Annotated in this window: 12 protein-coding genes; 6 read left to right on the top strand and 6 right to left on the bottom strand. The window is 67.8% G+C overall.

The genetic code is table 11. The features are described 5' to 3' along the window. Positions 1–91 precede the first annotated feature (91 nt). Entirely contained in the window at positions 92–2,155 is a 2,064-nt protein-coding gene (locus C475_RS01890; protein WP_006882042.1) for an alkaline phosphatase PhoX, read from the top strand. A 105-nt stretch (positions 2,156–2,260) separates the two neighbouring features. Here the strand turns inward: C475_RS01890 and C475_RS01885 are convergent, their stop codons facing one another. Continuing rightward, positions 2,261–6,571, bottom strand: a complete 4,311-nt coding sequence (locus C475_RS01885) for an FG-GAP repeat domain-containing protein (protein ID WP_152436305.1) — start codon at positions 6,569–6,571, stop codon at positions 2,261–2,263. Positions 6,572–7,090: 519 nt separating this feature from the next. Here C475_RS01885 and dpsA point away from each other — a divergent pair. Then, a complete protein-coding gene (gene dpsA, locus C475_RS01880) occupies positions 7,091–7,636 on the top strand; it encodes a DNA starvation/stationary phase protection protein DpsA (RefSeq protein ID WP_006882040.1) in 546 nt (181 codons plus the stop codon). A gap of 14 nt (positions 7,637–7,650) precedes the next feature. On the opposite strand, the gene C475_RS01875 is transcribed toward dpsA, so the two are convergent. The 3 genes from C475_RS01875 to C475_RS01870 form a co-directional block, all read right to left on the bottom strand. Further along, positions 7,651–7,968, bottom strand: coding sequence for an amphi-Trp domain-containing protein (locus C475_RS01875; RefSeq protein WP_006882039.1), 318 nt, complete (start codon positions 7,966–7,968; stop codon positions 7,651–7,653). A 1-nt stretch (position 7,969) separates the two neighbouring features. Next, entirely contained in the window at positions 7,970–8,137 is a 168-nt protein-coding gene (locus tag C475_RS24170) for a hypothetical protein (protein WP_006882037.1), read from the bottom strand. Positions 8,138–8,198: 61 nt separating this feature from the next. Beyond that, on the bottom strand, positions 8,199–9,452 hold the full coding sequence (locus tag C475_RS01870) for an AI-2E family transporter (RefSeq protein ID WP_006882036.1): 1,254 nt from the start codon (positions 9,450–9,452) through the stop codon (positions 8,199–8,201). A 175-nt stretch (positions 9,453–9,627) separates the two neighbouring features. Between C475_RS01870 and aglF the strand changes: the two genes are divergently transcribed. The 4 genes from aglF (at position 9,628) to C475_RS01850 (ending at position 13,741) form a co-directional block, all read left to right on the top strand. Continuing rightward, complete coding sequence (gene aglF, locus C475_RS01865) at positions 9,628–10,392, top strand: UTP--glucose-1-phosphate uridylyltransferase AglF (protein ID WP_006882035.1); 765 nt, start codon at positions 9,628–9,630, stop codon at positions 10,390–10,392. Positions 10,393–10,450: 58 nt separating this feature from the next. Beyond that, positions 10,451–11,434 carry an NAD-dependent epimerase/dehydratase family protein gene (locus C475_RS01860; RefSeq protein WP_006882034.1) on the top strand — a complete coding sequence of 328 codons (984 nt, stop codon included), beginning with the start codon at positions 10,451–10,453 and terminating at the stop codon, positions 11,432–11,434. 260 nt (positions 11,435–11,694) lie between these two features. Beyond that, positions 11,695–13,026, top strand: coding sequence for a sulfatase-like hydrolase/transferase (locus C475_RS01855; protein ID WP_006882033.1), 1,332 nt, complete (start codon positions 11,695–11,697; stop codon positions 13,024–13,026). A gap of 97 nt (positions 13,027–13,123) precedes the next feature. Beyond that, the gene (locus C475_RS01850) at positions 13,124–13,741 is read left to right on the top strand and encodes a DUF7504 family protein (protein WP_152436304.1); all 618 of its coding nucleotides are present in this window, start codon (positions 13,124–13,126) and stop codon (positions 13,739–13,741) included. A gap of 791 nt (positions 13,742–14,532) precedes the next feature. Here the strand turns inward: C475_RS01850 and C475_RS01840 are convergent. Further along, positions 14,533–16,458 (bottom strand): PINc/VapC family ATPase, encoded by a 1,926-nt coding sequence (locus C475_RS01840; protein ID WP_006882030.1) that lies wholly within the window; start codon positions 16,456–16,458, stop codon positions 14,533–14,535. Between the two features lie 83 nt (positions 16,459–16,541). Then, complete coding sequence (locus tag C475_RS01835; protein WP_006882029.1) at positions 16,542–16,766, bottom strand: hypothetical protein; 225 nt, start codon at positions 16,764–16,766, stop codon at positions 16,542–16,544. Positions 16,767–16,800 lie beyond the last annotated feature (34 nt).

Here is a 16,800-nt window from a genome sequence, read left to right as displayed (position 1 = left end):
ACATAGCGCTCCCTATCACTCCGTTCGTATCGGACATCGTTGTAGCTCTATTATAAGGTTTCATTTACTGATCAACTAACCCGTCGGACGCATGGTCGACCTCAATCGACGGACGCTGATGGCCTCGTCCGCGGCGGCGGCGCTCGGTGCGAGCGTCTCCGGCGTGGCGAGCGCCGAGACTGCAGACGACGAACAGACAGCGGGGGCGCCGACGGTGCGCGGCGACCTCAAGCGCTTCTCCTCGACGGCGCTGGGCGCGGAGGTCACGGGGCCGTACGTCTTCGACGACGGCGAACTGCTCTACAGCCTGCAGCACCCGAGCCGGGACAACCCCGGCGAGTTCAACCGCGCGAGCATCGGCTACTTCAGCGGCTTCAACTTCGACTTCTCGGGGACGAACGACGACTTCGAGGAGCTGTCGACGCCCTCGACGGAGGACGAGCGGGGGCGAGTCCGCGGCGCGGAAGGGGAGTACACACCACTCGCGCAGGAACAGGACCCGATCGACGGGGGGAGCGAGCGACTCGGCGTCGTCCAGACGCCGGACGGCTGGGACCTCACCACGCGGAACTTCGCGGGGACGCAGTACGGCGACGCCGGCTACAACCCCGACTGCAACCAGTTCGTCGCCACCGACGGCGCGCGCACGGAGGGGTACCTGTTCACCAACTGGGAGAACAGCCCGGGCAACGTCTCGCGGATCCCGCTGCACAAGGACGACGGCGAGTGGCACGCGGATCTGGACAACGCCATCAATCTCGCCAACACCGAGGCGTTCCGCGAGATCGGCGGGACGCGGATCAACTGCTACGGCGACAAGAGCCCGTGGGACACGATGCTCTCCTCGGAGGAGAACTACGCCCACCCGCGCGTCTCGCTGACGGCAAACGTCGGCGACATCGTCGACGCGGGCTCCGGGAAAGGGCTGATCGGCGCCTGTCAGTTCTGGAACCGGCCGAACCCCAGCGAGATCCAGTCCGCCGTCGACGAGTACTACGGCGAGGAGTCGTGGTCCGTCCAGGGCTACTGGGCGATGACCGGCGTCGAGCTACTGGCGTACTACCTGGGCGCCGACCGCGTCGACCAGGCCGCGCCGCCCCACGCCGACAGCGCCGAGCAGGCGAACACGACCGAGCCGATCGGCGACGGCTACCCCAACCCTTACCGCTACGGTTACCACGTCGATATCCGCGAGCCGGCCGCCGAGACGCCCCAGCCCGTCAAGTACTACGTGATGGGTCGGGCCGCCTGGGAGGCGCCGGACGTCCAGAGCGACGAGCGGACCGTCTACGAGTGCTCCGACGGCGACAGCAAGGGCGTCTACAAGTTCGTCGCCGAGGAGCCGATCCCGAGCTACGACGACCCGATGGACGTCGAGGGGACGCTGTACGCGCCGAAGATCACCAACGCCGACGCGGTCGCCGGCTCCTCGCCCGCCGAGGTCGACCTGGAGATCGAGTGGTGGCCGCTCGGTAGCGCCACCAACGGCGAGGTCGCCGACTGGATCGCCGAGTACGACGACGTGACCCAAGTCGACTACCTCGCGACCCACTCTTCGTGGACCGAGGGCGACGAGGTCACCGCCGAGGTCCTGGAGGCGGCCGACCGCGAGGTCGTCGAGAACGGCAACGCCGACTACGTCACGAACGAGGAGATCGTCGAGTGGGCCGACCAGTGGAGCGCCAACGACCCCGACAACGTCGACGACGACCTCCGGAAGGTGCCGTTCCTGGAGACCCGCGCGGCCGCCAAGGAGATCGGTGCTTCCATCGAGTTCAACAAGGCCGAGGGCGTCGACAGCGTCGAGGGTGCGATGGGCGGCGACTACGTCTACTTCGCGCTCTCGGAGTTCAACGACGACCTGGCGGACGACACGGGCGACCTCCGGCTCGACCGCGTCGACGGCGGCGTCGTCTACCGCGGAACCCTCGACTCGAACTACGATATCACGACGCTGGAACCGGTCATCGTCGGCCCGGACGCCACCGACCCGGCCGACGTGGCCGACGACGCGCTGATCAACATCGACAACCTCTACGTCATGGAGGACGGCCGCGTCCTCTGCTGTGAGGACGCCGACCAACTCGGCCGCTCCTACAGCAACGACTGCCTCTACGTCTTCGCCGACGAGGACACCGTCCGGCGGCTGGACTGACGAGCGGCGTCGACCCCAGTCGCTTCGCCGTTCCCGCTTCGCGGCCGTCACCGGGCCGCGATGTCCTCGCCGGCCGCGAGTGAGCGGCCGGCGACCGACGACCCGTCAGTTCTCGGTGTCGTAGCGCACCCGGAGCAGCGAGTTGTGACTCGACCCGTCCGGGTCGTCGGCGGCGAGCCGCGAGTAGTCGGCCGTCGAATCGTCGTCGGTTCCCTGGCTGTGATAGAGGACGAACTGGACGCGGTCGTCGCGGTCGGCCCGAGTCTCCCAGGCGTGGCGGACGGCTCTCGTCACGTCAACCTGTCGGCCGCCCCAGCCGTCCTCGAAGGGGACGACCGAACGGCCCGGCAACAGCCTGAGCGACCTCGTATTGTAGTCCGACGGCTCGATCGCGTCGCCGTAATCGACGTGGACCGCGCTCAGCTCCAGCAGGTCGCCGTAGGGGTCCCCCTCCGGCGGTCGGAGGACGAGGTTCAGCGTCGCGTCCGTTATCGCCGACGGCGAGAGATCGTCCGGGAGCAGGAGGTCGAACGTCAACATCGCCTGAGTCGAGACGTTCTCGGCGTCGTCGCCCACCGGGAGCGTGTCGGTCTCGGTCGCGGGGACGACCGTGCCGTCGTCGGACAGCGCCCCGCTCAGCGCCTGGTTCGAGTCGAACTCCCGGGTCCGTTCGTTCGGGCGGAACTCGACGGTGAAGCGGTCGGTGAGCGTCTCGTCGCCGCGGGTCGCCCGCGCTCGGATACCGACGATCTCGTGGCCATCGGAGCCCGGCCCCGTGTCGGAGACGGGGAACCCGTCGAACTCGAAGACCGCTCCGGGGTCGCTGGTGCCCATCCGCTGGTGGTTCCCGTCGCCGTCCCGGTAGGCCCACTCGACGGACCAGTCGTCGACGTCCTCGACGCCCCGCGGGGTCGCGACGAACTCGACCGTCTCGTCGGCGTCGACCGGCTGGTCGTTGCGCACGTCCGCGACCAGCGACGGCTCGTACAGGCTCATCAGGTAGTCGGGCTGGCGCCAGAACACGTCGAACGACCGCACGTTCGCGCCGCCGACCTGATGCTGGCGGATGTCGACGCCCATGGTGCCGGTCCCCCACTCGTTGTGGAGGAACAGGTCGGTGCCCTCGTCGGTGATGAAGCGGTCGCCCTCCGAGGTCTCGGCGCCGGTCCGGTGGAAGTCCCCGAGCACGACCCCCGTCTCGCCGGTCCAGTCGAACCAGCCGCCCCGTTCGAAACTCTCGACGCGGAGTTCGTCGCTGTCGTCGTCCCACGAGAGCAGCGAGACCCTGTCGTCGGCGACGTGAGCGATCCCGCCCCGGTTCGGCCGCGCGTGGTGCGGGAGGAACTGCCCGCCGTACGACCGGTCCTCGGACCCGAGCGTGAGCCGGTCCTGGGCGTTCTCGAGTCCCTTGAGGTCGTTCGTGCGGTGCCAGACCGACTCGAACCCGTCGCCGTCCCAGGAGAGGACGGCGGCCTCGTTGACGGCTGGGGAGGAGACCGTCTTGCGGACGTACAGCTCGTCCCGGCCGTCGCCGTCCAGGTCCGCGACCGCGAGGTCGTCGTCGGCGCCGAGCGTCCAGTCGCCGACCGCCTCGGGATGGACCGCCGCCGTGTCGAGCGCGCCGGCGGTCTCGTCCCAGCCCACCAGGGCCAGGCCGTCGTCGCCGACGACGACGACCTCCTCGCCGCCGGACCCGGTGAATCGGCCCGCGACGGCGGTGTCACGCGGGGAGAGCGAGTACTCGCCGACCGTCCCGCCGTGGGTCGCCGCCACGTCGAACCCCCCGTCCCACGAGAGGACGGCGGCTCCGTCGTCGCGGAGCGCGAGTATCTCGTCGCGGCCGTCGCCGTCGACGTCGGCCGCGACCTCGTCGTCCCGGGCGGTCAGCGTCCAGTCGCCGACCTCGTCCCCGACGACCGTGGGAGCCTCGAAGCGCTCGCCGGCCCACTGGAAGATCCCGGCCCAGCCGTCGCTCCGGACGTAGATCTCCTCGCGACCGTCACCGTCGAAGTCGCCGACGAGCTCGCGGTCGCGGCTCCCGAGGTTCCAGCCGTCGATCTGCCCCTCCTGTCGGGTGCGGACGAACCACTTCGTCTCGTCGTGGGCGAGCAGCGCCGCCGCGTCGTCGTCGCGGAAGAAGACCTCGTCGCGCGCCTCGGGGTCGTCGCTCGTGAACCGGCCGGCGACGCCGCGGTCCGCCGCCGCACACTCCCACAGCCGCTCGTGGCTGATCGGGTCCAGGCGCAGCCAGAACGAGGCGCTACCGTCCTCGACGGTGATATCGGAGATCGAGAGCGTCGACGACCGCCCGCCGTAGAAGTCGCTGCTCGGTTCCGTGTGGGGGGCGAAGAGGGCGCGTCCTGACTCGCCCGTGAAGAGCGCGCCCTCCAGGTCGGCACCGCGGAGCGGGCCGCCCTCGCCGCTGTAGTCCGCGAACTCCGGGTCGAAGTACGGCGCCTCGCTCAGGAACCAGTTCATGTGGGCCGGCCTGACGTCCCCACCGGTCAGCGAGAGGATCCGCTCGTTGACGTGCGTGATCAACAGCCCCGACTCGGAGAGGGCGCGGTCCGGACGCCACACCTCCTCACCGGTCGGTCCGCGGAACTCGACGACGAAGTACTCGTGGGGGTTGTTCTCGGGGTCGGGGACGACTTTCACTGCGTCGCCCGAGGTCGTGTACGGCTCCAGCGAGAACTCGTTCGCGTAGCCGGCGGCGCTGGACCCCTCGACCACCTCGGTGAACTCCAGCCAGCCGACCCGTTCTTTGTGTACGCTCGACACCTCCGACATCTTCGCGGGGATCGACCCGTCGCCGAGCAGGTCCCAGTACAGCGTCGCCCCCGTCGGCGAGTACAGGTCGCCGAACTCCAGGAAGTTGTGGGCGTACTCGTGGGCCAGCGGCGACCCCCACCACCGCCGGTTGTTGGCTTCCTCCTCCTGCAACCGCACGCCGAAGCCGTCGGCGCTCGCGTCGCGCTGGCGCGTGACGACCGCCTGGTTGCCCCTCCGCGTCTGGGCGTGACTGAGTACGACCGGGTCCGACCCGTCGGACAGCCCCGACAGCGACACCGGCTCCCACTCCATGTCTGTCTTAACCGTCCCGACCGACAGGTCGGTTCCGTCGGGCAACTCGTGGTCGCCGCTCTCGAGGACGACGTAGCCGACCGACTCGGTCACGTGCCGCTGGTTCTGGTAGTCCCACTCCTCTATCTGGAACTCGAACGACCGCGTACCGACGTCTCTGAGCCGCGTGTGCGCGGGCTGGGTCCCCTCGTAGCTCATCACCTGTGTCAGTACGACGGGGTCCGCGTAGCCCGCGTCCAGCGACACCGAGTGCCACTCCTCGCCGTCGCTCTGGTCGGTCCGAACGGTTCCGGCCTCGCCGATCTGCACGCCGTCGCTGTCGGTTATCTCCCCGTCCTCCACGGCGAGGTAGCCGACGGTCTCCGGGACGTGGTCCGTCTCGGCGTTCATCGAGCGTTCCTCCTCGACGGCGACCTCGGCGTCGGCGGGCGACCGCGAGCGCATCCGGAGCCCCGCCGTGTCGGACCCTTCGAACGTCTGGAGCGAGCCGACGACGACCGGCCGTTCCGAGTGCGTTCCGTCGAACGTGACCGTCGACCAGTCGTCGGTGACGCCGTCGACCGTTCCGGCGGGGCCGCTCCCGGTCGCCTCGGCCGCGACGTAGCCGATGTCTTCGGTCCTGTGGTTGCCGAGGTCGAACGTGACGTGCGTCTGGTCCCCGACGCGGTAGGTCGTCCCGTCGACGGTGTGGTCGAAGCCGCTGAAGCCGGCGCTGGCCGTGACCGAATAGTTCTGCACGAGCACGACCGACGGGATCCACGGCTTGCCGTCTTCGTCCCCGTCGACGTACAGGCCGCCCGCGGCCTCCCAGATCGCCGCCGCGTTCGCGTCCAGACAGTCTCTGATCAACTGCTTCCAGTTCCCGGAGCTCACGCCCGATATCGTCGGGACCAGCGGGTCACCGTGTTCGTCGCGTGGCGTGTCGACGCCGAAGGCGAACTCCCCGTACGAAAGCGTCCCCCAGTAGTCGGTCATGAACTCCGAGACGGTCGGCGAACTCGGGTCCTCGCCCTCGTCGAGCCACGCCTTCGCGTCCGCCGTCGTCGTCGTCGAGTAGTCTCCGGGTCGGTTCCCCTGCGGCAGGTTGAAAAACAGCGCGACCGAGTTCCAGTCGGCGGTGACCGACCCGTCCTCGGCGTCGCTCGGAAGGGGTTGCGGAAGCGTCTCGAAGATCCTGCGGCGCTCGGTCAGGTTCCCCGTCGGTCCCAGGATCGGACCGCTGTCTCCCTCGCCTTCGATACACGGCGGTCTGTACGGAGCGGTGACGTCGTCGATCCGGGCGCCCGGCCCGTCGTCGTCCGGATCCGCTGGGTCGTCGGGCACGTCACTCACGCTCCCGGCCGTCGGGCGCTCGCAGGCTCTCGGTCCGTTCTACTCCCGACCCGGGGGCGACTCCGCCGGACCGACGGGACCCGGCTGCCGGTCCGCGTGCGCCCCACCGGCCGACGCCCGCCCGCCGAGTTCGATAGCTGTGACCCGATTCTCCGCGCCCGAATCTCGTCTCTCCTGTCATTGTCTCCTCCGTGGGCGTTCCACCCTCGCTCCGCCACACGTCCAGTAAACTCGACTGTAAGAACGCCTGTCATTAGCATCGAATACGTAACTGATAAATATTTTCACCGAACCGGCAAACACCGTGATATCGGTCGATTGATCCGTTCGAGCCGCCGTCTCCGGGTCTCGGATCCGCAGCCGGTTCGGCCCGCAGTCGGCCCGCGCCGCGCGCCCGAATCGTCGACGCGCCGCCCGAAGCGACGGCGCTACTCCCACCCCGACCCCGATTTAGGCCGTCCGAAAAGTGTCTGGATGTTGAAAAGTTATAAGTGACTCAGGCGCGAAGTCGAGCATGCAATGAGCACCCAGAAGACCGTCCGACAGGAAGCTGGGACAGTCGGAGAGAACCCGGTTCGACTCGACGAGGAGAAAGCGGCGCAGGTCATCGAGGCGCTGAACGCGGACCTCGCCGACGCCTACGTGCTGTACCATCAGCTCCACAAGCACCACTGGAACGTCGAGGGCGCGGAGTTCCGTGACATCCACGTGTGGCTGCAGGAGGCCTACGAGGCGGTCGAGGAAGCCGCCGACGAACTCGCCGAGCGGCTGCAGGCGATCGGGGGCGTCCCGCACGCGAGCATGCCGGCGCTCTCGGCGGCGGCGACCGTCGAACCCGAGGACGAGGACGTCTACGACATCCGGACCTCCTTCGAGAACGACCTGGAGATCTACGGCGACATCATCGAGAGCTACCGCGAACACATCGAACTCGCCGAGGGGCTCGGCGACCACGCCACCGCGCAGATGCTCCGCGAACAGCTCGAAGACCTCGAAGAACACGCCCACGTCATCGACCACTACCTCGAAGACGACACGCTCGTCACCGACGCGGCGATGGACTGACGACAGCGAGACCGCTATTCGATATCCGGCGCTTTCTCGTCGGTTCGTCCGGGCAGTTCCAGTTCGATTTCGAGTTCCGGCTCGCCGACGCCGTCGAAGTCGAGTTCGAGTTCGACCGGCTCGCCGAACGCGAACGGGAGTTCCCACTCGTCGGTCGCGACCGTCAGTTCGTCGCCGTCGCGCAACTGTTCGCCCAGCTCTATCAGGAAGGTGCCGGCCTCGCTGGCGTCGAGGCGATACTCCTGTTCGAACTCGCGTCCAGTACGGATAGTCGTCCGTTCCGGTCCGTCCGAGTCCTCCCCGTCGTCGGTCGAGTGGTCGGTGTCGGTCATCTCACTGGGTCACCGCCAGCGTCGTGTCGCTGGCGATCCACCCGTCGGTGTTCCCCGATTCGAGGAACACGGCGGTTCCGGGAGCGCCCTCGCAGACTGAAATTTCGGGACGGTCACGCGATTCCACGTCGGGCTCGGCAGCGAACCGTGACTGTGTGCCGGCGGCCATTGCGAGCGTTTAGGCATACCTAAAAGATAAAGGGTGCGGTTTCGGCCGTCGGGCGGCGCGTTCAGTTGCTCGGCGAGGAGTCGGAGCGGCCGGCGTCGTCGCCGTCGTCGGGAGGTTGGGAGTCGCGTTCCTCGAAGCGGTTCTCGGCGTACTCGTCGGAGGGCACGTCGCCCGCGGACTGGGGGTCGGCGCCGACGGACCCGCCCATCGAGGCGTCCAGGGTGAGTCGCTCGCCGTGGAGCAACTCCGGGAGGACGATCCGGACGGCCTCCAGGACGGCGACGAAGACGATGGGCAGGAGGAAGAAGCCGTACCAGCCGAACAGGACGGGGCCGAGCAGGTAGGCGAACATGAGCATGATCCCGTCGAGGTGTCGCCCCGAGATGTACGGCTGGAGAAACGTCTGCGGGAGGAAATCGAGCGCGAGGAAGTAGACGACGGCGGTGACGCCGACGAACGCCAGGGCGGCCTCGTTCGACCTGACGGCCTGGACGGCCAGCAGCGCCAGCACCGGCACGTAGACGATCTTCCCGACCACGAGCGGGATCAGGCTCGCCGCGCCCGTCAGGAACGCGAGGACGGCGACCATCGGGACCGCGAGGCCCGCCGGAGCGACGAGGTTCGTCCCGACGTAGGCCAGGCCAGCGACGACGGACATGACGACGACGAACAGGAGGTTCCCGAAGAAGACCGACTCGACGTCCGAGTCGACGGCCGTCGCGTACGCGTAGGCGACGGTGTTGCGGCCGCCGAACAGCTGCCGGAGCGCGTCGGCCATGTCGTCGTCGTACTTGAGGAGGAAATACGAGAGAGTGACCGACAGCGCGAGCAACAGCAGCGTGCCCGCGACCGCAGAGACGACGGTCCGTCCGGTCTGAAGGACCGTCATCGCCCGCTGTCGGGGGTTCGAGACGAACTCCCCGGGGTTTTCGAGGACGTTCAGGAGCGACTGCCGCTCGGCGAGGGAGATGTCGCCGAGGCCGAAGTACTGCCCCAGGAGCGCGATGGGGTCGACGGTCCCGGTCAGGAACCCCTGGAGCGCGACGAAGACCTGATAGCCCGCGTACAGCGAGAGCGCGATCACCGGCACGAGCACGAGCAGGACGGTGATCCCCGCGGCCAGCCAGTCGCTATCGACGACCTCGCCGACGCGGTCGCTGATCGGGCGCGTGGCGTAGTAGCCGAAGACGCCGAGGACGAGCAGTCCGACGAACTGCCAGGCCAGATACGCCGCGACGGCCCCGAGCAGCGCGACGAACAGCCACCAGCCGATCCGCGACCGCTCGAAGACCGTCCGGTCGTCGGAGCCAGCCATCGGCGCCGATTGTCGCTCGACACCGAAGGGGTTGCTGCCGGGAGATGCATGCCGCCGCGAGGGCCGCGCGGCCTCTACTCTCCGGGAGATCGCCGGGACCGGTGCGTCGTGACTCCGGGTATCAGTGGGAACGCTTCGGGGAAGATTTTTACGCGGTGATAAACCAGTCGAAGGTATGCAAGCCGTCGTGCTGGCCGCCGGCGAGGGGACGCGGCTGCGGCCGCTGACCGAGGACAAGCCCAAGGGAATGGTCGAGGTCGCGGGCAAGCCGATCCTCACGCACTGTTTCGAGCAGCTGGTCGAGCTGGGCGCCGACGAACTGCTGGTCGTCGTCGGCTACAAGAAACAGGCCATCATCGAGTACTACGAGGACGAGTTCGCGGGCGTGCCGATCACCTACGCCCACCAGCGCGAGCAGAACGGCCTGGCCCACGCGCTGTTGACCGTCGAGGACCACATCGACGACGACTTCATGCTGATGCTCGGCGACAACATCTTCCAGGCCAACCTCGAAGACGTGGTCAACCGTCAGGCCGAGTCCCGCGCCGACGCCGCCTTCCTCGTCGAGGAAGTTCCCTGGGAGGAAGCCAGCCGCTACGGCGTCTGTGATACCAACAAGTACGGCGAGATCACCGACGTGATCGAGAAGCCCGACGAGCCGCCCTCCAATCTCGTGATGACCGGCTTCTACACGTTCACCCCCGAGATCCTCCACGCCTGCCACCTCGTCCAGCCCTCCAACCGCGGCGAGTACGAGATCTCCGACGCCATCGACCTGCTCATCCACTCCGGGCGCACCATCGACGCCATCCGCATGGACGGCTGGCGCACCGACGTGGGCTACCCCGAGGACCGCGAGTCCGCCGAACAGCGACTGCGGGAGGCCGGCGCCGTCGATACCGACGACGACGCCGAGCAGGCCGACGCGACTGCGGAGTGAGAACGGCCACCGCCGCCGTGCCGATGACTTTTTCTTTCGCCGGGTGAGCGATACGGTAATGCGAGTCCTCGTCACCGGTGGCGCCGGTTTCATCGGCGGTCACCTCGCCGAAGCGTTCGCGGGCGATGGCCACGACGTGGTCGTACTGGACAACTTCGACCCCTACTACGACACGCGGATCAAAGAGCACAACGTCGAGACCGGGCGCGAAGCCGCCGCCGAGAGCGACGGCAGCTACGACCTCGTCGAGGGCGACGTGCGCGACGCCGACCTCGTCGACGACCTCGTCGCCGACGCCGACTCCGTCTACCACCAGGCCGCCCAGGCCGGCGTCCGCACCGACTACAGCCCCCGCAAGTACGACGAGGTCAACGTCGACGGCACGCTGAACGTCCTCGACGCCGCCCGCGACCACGGGGTCGAACGGCTCGTCTTCGCCAGTTCCTCGTCGGTGTACGGTAAACCACGGTATCTCCCCTACGACGAGGACCACCTCACGACGCCGATCAGTCCCTACGGGACCTCCAAGCTGGCCGGCGAGCGCTACGCGATGGTGTACGCCGAGCGCTACGGCGTCCCAGCGGTCGCGCTGCGCTACTTCACGGTGTACGGTCCGCGGATGCGGCCGAACATGGCCATCTCGAACTTCGTCTCGCGCTGTCTGAACGGCGAGCCGCCGGTCATCTACGGCGACGGCACCCAGACCCGCGACATGACCTACGTCGAGGACATCCTCGCGGCCAACCGCGCGCTGCTCGACACCGACGCCGCCGACGGCGAGGTGATGAACGTCGGCAGTACGGACAACATCGACATCGAGACGCTCGCGACGGAGATCCGCGACCAGCTGGCGCCCGAACTCGAACTGGAGTACACCGACGCGTACGAGGTCGACGCCGACCACAGCCACGCCGACGTGTCGAAGGCCAGCGAGCTGATCGGCTACGAACCGACCTACACCATCCGCGAGGGCGTCGAGGCGTTCGTCGAGTGGTACCGGGCGAATCGCGAGTGGTACGAACCGCTCGTCCGAAACTCGTAGCGTCGATCCGACGTTCGCCGGAGTACCCGGTCAGACTCTTTTTCACTCCCGGCGAGAACCGACACACCTCTTCGCCGATAGCGCCGGCACAATCCATCGCTCGCCGTTTCAGACGAGGTGGACAGTTTCCAGATACATTCATAGTTTATTATCCTAATGTACCGATCGATCGTTCTGTAACCGCTGTACTCAACCAATTCACGATGGAAATACATTAGTATCACAATTACCGAATAGCTTATATCGGGTCCCCTCCACCCATGACGAACATCGCTCTCGTAGTCCTCGACACCCTCAGGAAAGACACGTTCGACGACCACTTCGACTGGCTACCGGGCGTCCGGTTCGAGAACGCCTGGTCGCCGACCGCCTGGACCACCCCGGCCCACGCGGCGCTGTTCGGGGGTGCATACCCGAGCGAACTCGGCGTGTACGCCAAGACGCAGTCGTTAGACTGTACACGGCCCGTGCTCGCGGAAGCCCTCTCCGAGGCCGGGTATCGGACACGCGCGTTCAGCGCGAACGCCAACATCGCCGCCGCGTTCGAGTTCGACCGCGGGTTCGACGAGTTCCGCCACAGTTGGCGCGGCCGGAAACACGACGAGGATATCTTCGACTGGGGGAACTTCGTCTCGGAGACACAGGATCAGGGACCGAGCCGCTTCCTGCGTGCGGTCTACGAGTGCCTCATCGGGGACGTTGACACGGTGGCATCGCTGGACTACGGGGTGCGGATGAAGGCCCGGGACATGGGTATCGAGTCGGTGGCGGGTGCGGACGACGGCGCACGGCTGGCGCTGGAGCACATCCGCGAGACGGAGTTCGGTGACCAGGAGTTCTTCTTCGCGAACCTGATGGAGGTCCACGGCCCCTACAATCCGCCTTCCGAGTACCGACAGGGTGAGTACACGGGGAGTCCGAATATCGACGACACCATCGGCGACGGTCCCGACGAGTCGGTCGAAACGATCCGCGGGGCCTACGAGGACTGTGCCCGCTATCTCTCTGACGTCTACTCGGACATCTTCGCGGCGCTTCGCGAGGAGTTCGACTACGTGATCACGCTCGCCGACCACGGAGAGCTGTTCGGCGAAGACGGCGCCTGGGCGCACAACCACGGCATCTACCCGGATCTGGTACACGTGCCACTGTCGGTCTACGACGGACGGGAGGGGACGACCCACCGAGAGGACCCGGTCAGCCTCATCGACGTTCACCGTACCATCCTGGGTCTGGCGGGGGCCTCGGCGCTTTCACGCGGGCACGACCTCCTCGGGGAAATACCCGAACGGGACCTGCTCGTCGAGCGCTACGGTCTCAGGACCAATCGGATCGAGCAGATGCCTGCCAACGGGTACGACGACACGGTCATCGAATGGTACGACCAGCCGCTCGAGGGAATCGTCCTCCACGACGCGGGGTACGCCTACGAGACGCTCGACGGCGTAGAAGACGGCGGCATCGACGACGCCGACCCGTGGTCGAGGCTCGACGCCCTGCGGGACCACCTCGACGAGGCCGCGGTGTCCCCGGACGAGGAGACGGTCCCCGAGGACGTGCAGGCGCGACTCGAAGACCTCGGCTACGCCTGAAGGCCTCCTCAGGTCGGAACATGGTCGACCAGGCCGGTGTCCGGACGCCGACACGTAGCTTTATGACGGATAGCCGGGTAGCAACGAACACACCTGTATGTGTTCTTTTGCCGGACAGTACCAAGCGTCGATACGACCCGGGGACAACGTGCTCGTCTGCTGCCCGTCGTTCACGGGCGCGGAGCCGCGGGCCTGTCTGGACCTGCTGACGCCTGACGGGTCGACCGACGTGCGCGCGCTCTCGGTGCTGTTCACCCAGTCTCCCGGCGACCATATCGACGCCTGGCAGCGGATCGCCGGCGGCTACCCGGCCCGGATGCGGATCGTCGCCGTCGATGCCGACGCCGGCTCGAACCGGACGACCGAGGCGGCCGACGCCGACCGGGCGGTCGAGCGGGTCGGGTCGCCGCACAACCTGACGCGCCTCGGGGTCAGGGTCGCAGACTGCCTCGACGAGTGGGACGGATCCGCCGAGACGGTCGTCGTCTGCTTCCAGTCGCTCACGACGCTGTTGCAGTACGTCGACGTCGAGAGCGCGCTCGAGTTCCTCGGGGTAGTCACCGAGCGGTGCGCGGCGACGGACGCCGTCGCTCACTATCACCTCGACCCGCAGGCCCACGACGAGCAGACGATCGCCAAACTGGGCGCGCTGTTCGATACCGTCCTCGAGTTCGACGACGGCGCGTGGACGACCGATGTCGGCGGTCGAGGGTGAGACGCGGCGCCGGCGGCCGGTAAGGGCCGCCTGCGACGCGTTCAGTCGCGCCATTACAAACCGGCTCGCGGCCGGCTCGAAGGGTACGAACAGGGTGTACGTACCTGATGACAACCGACAACCAGACGGACAACGACCGGCAGGGATCCACTGACAGTCAGACGAGCGCGATCGGGCGGCGGACGGTACTGAAGACGGCGGGCGGGGCGGCGGTCGGCGTTGCCGCCTTCTCGGGCATCGCGAGCGCGCACAACGGGAAGTTCTTCGGCTGCGAGCGGGTCTGCAGCGGGACCGACGGCGACTACGCGGTCGTCGCCGTCGACGACGGCTACNGCTCAGAGATGTGTATAAGAGACAGCTGTTACACCGCCGCCGAGGGCGAGGCGGTCGTCGGCTACGTCGCTGAGGACGAGTACAAGAAAGACGAGGGGTGCTGGCTCTGTCTCAACCCGAACGACTGCGCCGAGGTCCACTACGACGACGCGCGGGCGGTCCGCGACGCCCTCGACGCCTCGACCTGCGGCCCCTGCGAGGGGGAGATGAACATCTCGATCGGCTGCGAGCCCGCGACGGAACCGGCCGACGACGGCGACGACACCGCCGACTCGGAGACCACCGCACCGTCGGGACCGAGCCAGCCCACCGAGGACTCGGACGGCCCCTCCGAGGAGTACCCCCCGGTCGTCCGCCGGGTGAATCGACTGCTCCGGGAGTTCGCGCCCGGATTCCGGCGCTGAACCGGAGACGGCGACCCGACTCGCGGAACGGATCGAACGCGTCGAGGGGACTCGTTACGACGGGCTGACGGTGATCGTCTTGCCGCGGTCGATGGCCTGCTCCAGCTCCTCGGCGATGGCCGAGCCGCGGGAGACCTGCACCTCGCCGCCGCGGGAGACGGTGGCGGTGAAGAGGTACTCGCCGTCGGCCTGCACCTCGACGGTGTCGCCCTCGTAGCCGGTCATCGGGATGAGGACGTGCCGGGAAGTGATCTCCGGGGTGACGATCTCGCCGCTCGAACTCCCACCGCCGCCCGCACCGCTCCCCTCAGACCCGCTGGCGCTCCCACCGGGTCCGCCGGCGGAGGTGCCCTGCGGGCGCTCGTCGAGCGTGCGTACGTCGATGTCGATGCCCAGGCGGTTCTCCACGTCGGTGATACGGCCGCCGCCCTTGCCGATGACCGCGGAGATGTCGTCGTCGTCGACGTAGACGACGGCGGTGTTGGGGTTCTTGATCTCCACCTCCACGTGGCCGTGGGCGATCGACCGGATCTCCCGTTCGACCTCCTGTTTGGCGATGCGCTCGGTGCCGCTCTCCTGCCCTGCACCGCCCTCGGCCGCGTTCTCCCCCAGCGGCACGGTGACGACCTGGCGGTTGAACGTGTAGATCTCGTAGGCGGGCTGGCCGGTCTCGAAGTCGCGGATCATGATGACCGGCCGCGCCAGGTCCTCCTCCATCAGGCCCTCGGGCACTTTGACCTCGGTCGTCACGTCGTAGACGGTGTCGACCTCGCCGGCGTCGATGTAGACGACCGTGTCGACGACCTGCGGGATCATCCCGAGTTCGACCCGGCCGACGAGGCGCTGGAGGGCGTCGATGGCGCGGGTGGCGTGGACGACGCCGACCATGCCGACGCCCGCCAGGCGCATGTCCGCGAACACCTCGAAGTCGTCGGTCTTGCGGACCTCGTCGTAGATGGTGTAGTCCGGCCGGACCATCAACAGCGAGTCGGCGGTCTTGGCCATGGAACCGCCCAACTCGGTGTACTGGGTGATGTTGTCCCCGACCTGGAGGTCCCGCGGTTTCTCCATGGTCTTGACGGCGAAATCGGAGTCGGCGAGGAACTCCGCGACGGCCTGGGCGAACGTGGACTTGCCGGCGCCCGGCGCACCCGAAATCAGGACGCCGCGCTGGTGTTCGAGCAGCCGTTCGCGCAGTTCGTCGGCGTGGTCGTAGTCGTCCAGATCGGTCTTGACGATGGGGCGGACCGCGGTGATCTCCAGTTTGTCCGAGAAGGGCGGCCGGGCGATGGCGATGCGGTACTGGCCGAACTGGACGATGGTCATGCCCGGTTCGTCGAGTTCGACGAACCCCTCGGCGCTGGCGCGGGCGGAGTTCTCGATGTCCTGTGCCCACTCCTTGAGGTCCGTCTCCGTCGAGACCTCGTCGCTGATGGTCTCGTAGTGCATGTCGCCGATCTCGCCGCGCTTGGCCATCGGCGCGACGCCCACTTTGAGGTGGAGGCTCATCGTCGTCTCGTCGAAGAAGTCCTCGATGTCGAGCGACTCGGTGTCGCGGCCGCGCGGTTCGAGGTAGACCACGTCGAGGCCCTTGGCCTTCGCGACCTCGCTCTGGACCACGTCGCTGGTGACCAGCGTCGCGTCGTGTTCCTCGGCCAGGTCGCGGATGAGCGCGTCGATCTTCCCCTCGCCGGCCTCGCGCTGCTCGACCTCGGCGGGGCGACGACCGACGTACTCGACGCTGACGGTGCCGTCGTCGTGGAGTTCGGCCAGCCGCTGGAGTTCTCCCAGCCCGTCCCAGCCGCTCTCGCGGCCGTCGTTGGCCTGGGCTTCGAGTTCGCCCACGACCGCCTCGGGGACGTAGACGGTCGCGCCGGCGAATCCCTCGCCGACCGCCTCCGAGTCGGGGTCGGCATCGGCCTCGATCTGCTCGGACACGCGGCCGTCGATGACCACGCTCGTGTCCGGAACGATGTTCATACCGTCAGTACGGCGGCCCGTCGTGAAAAGGCCCCTGATGCGGGGGAGTCGACGAACCGTCGCTGGAAAACTGATTCGGCCGGTCAGGCCAGCGCTGGGAGTTCGGACCCGCCGCGGGTCGCGATCTCCGTCCCGCAGTCGGGACACGAGACGACCGCGTCGCCGTCACTGGCCCGGTCCGATCCCGGGTCGGCACCGCGGACGACCCAGTCGCCGGTCGGCGGGCTCTCGTGGCCGCAGTCGGGGCAGAACAGCGTCGCTTTCGGGGGCGGGTCTCGGTCGGGTGAAGTGGGCGCGTGTACGCTCATCGTACCCGGAGGTAATCACTCGATACGGAAAACT

This window comes from Halosimplex carlsbadense 2-9-1 (assembly GCF_000337455.1).
In the GTDB taxonomy this organism is placed as follows: Archaea; Halobacteriota; Halobacteria; order Halobacteriales; family Haloarculaceae; genus Halosimplex; species Halosimplex carlsbadense.
Note: the sequence above shows the minus strand (reverse complement) of the source record. Positions and strands in the feature narration are given on the sequence as shown.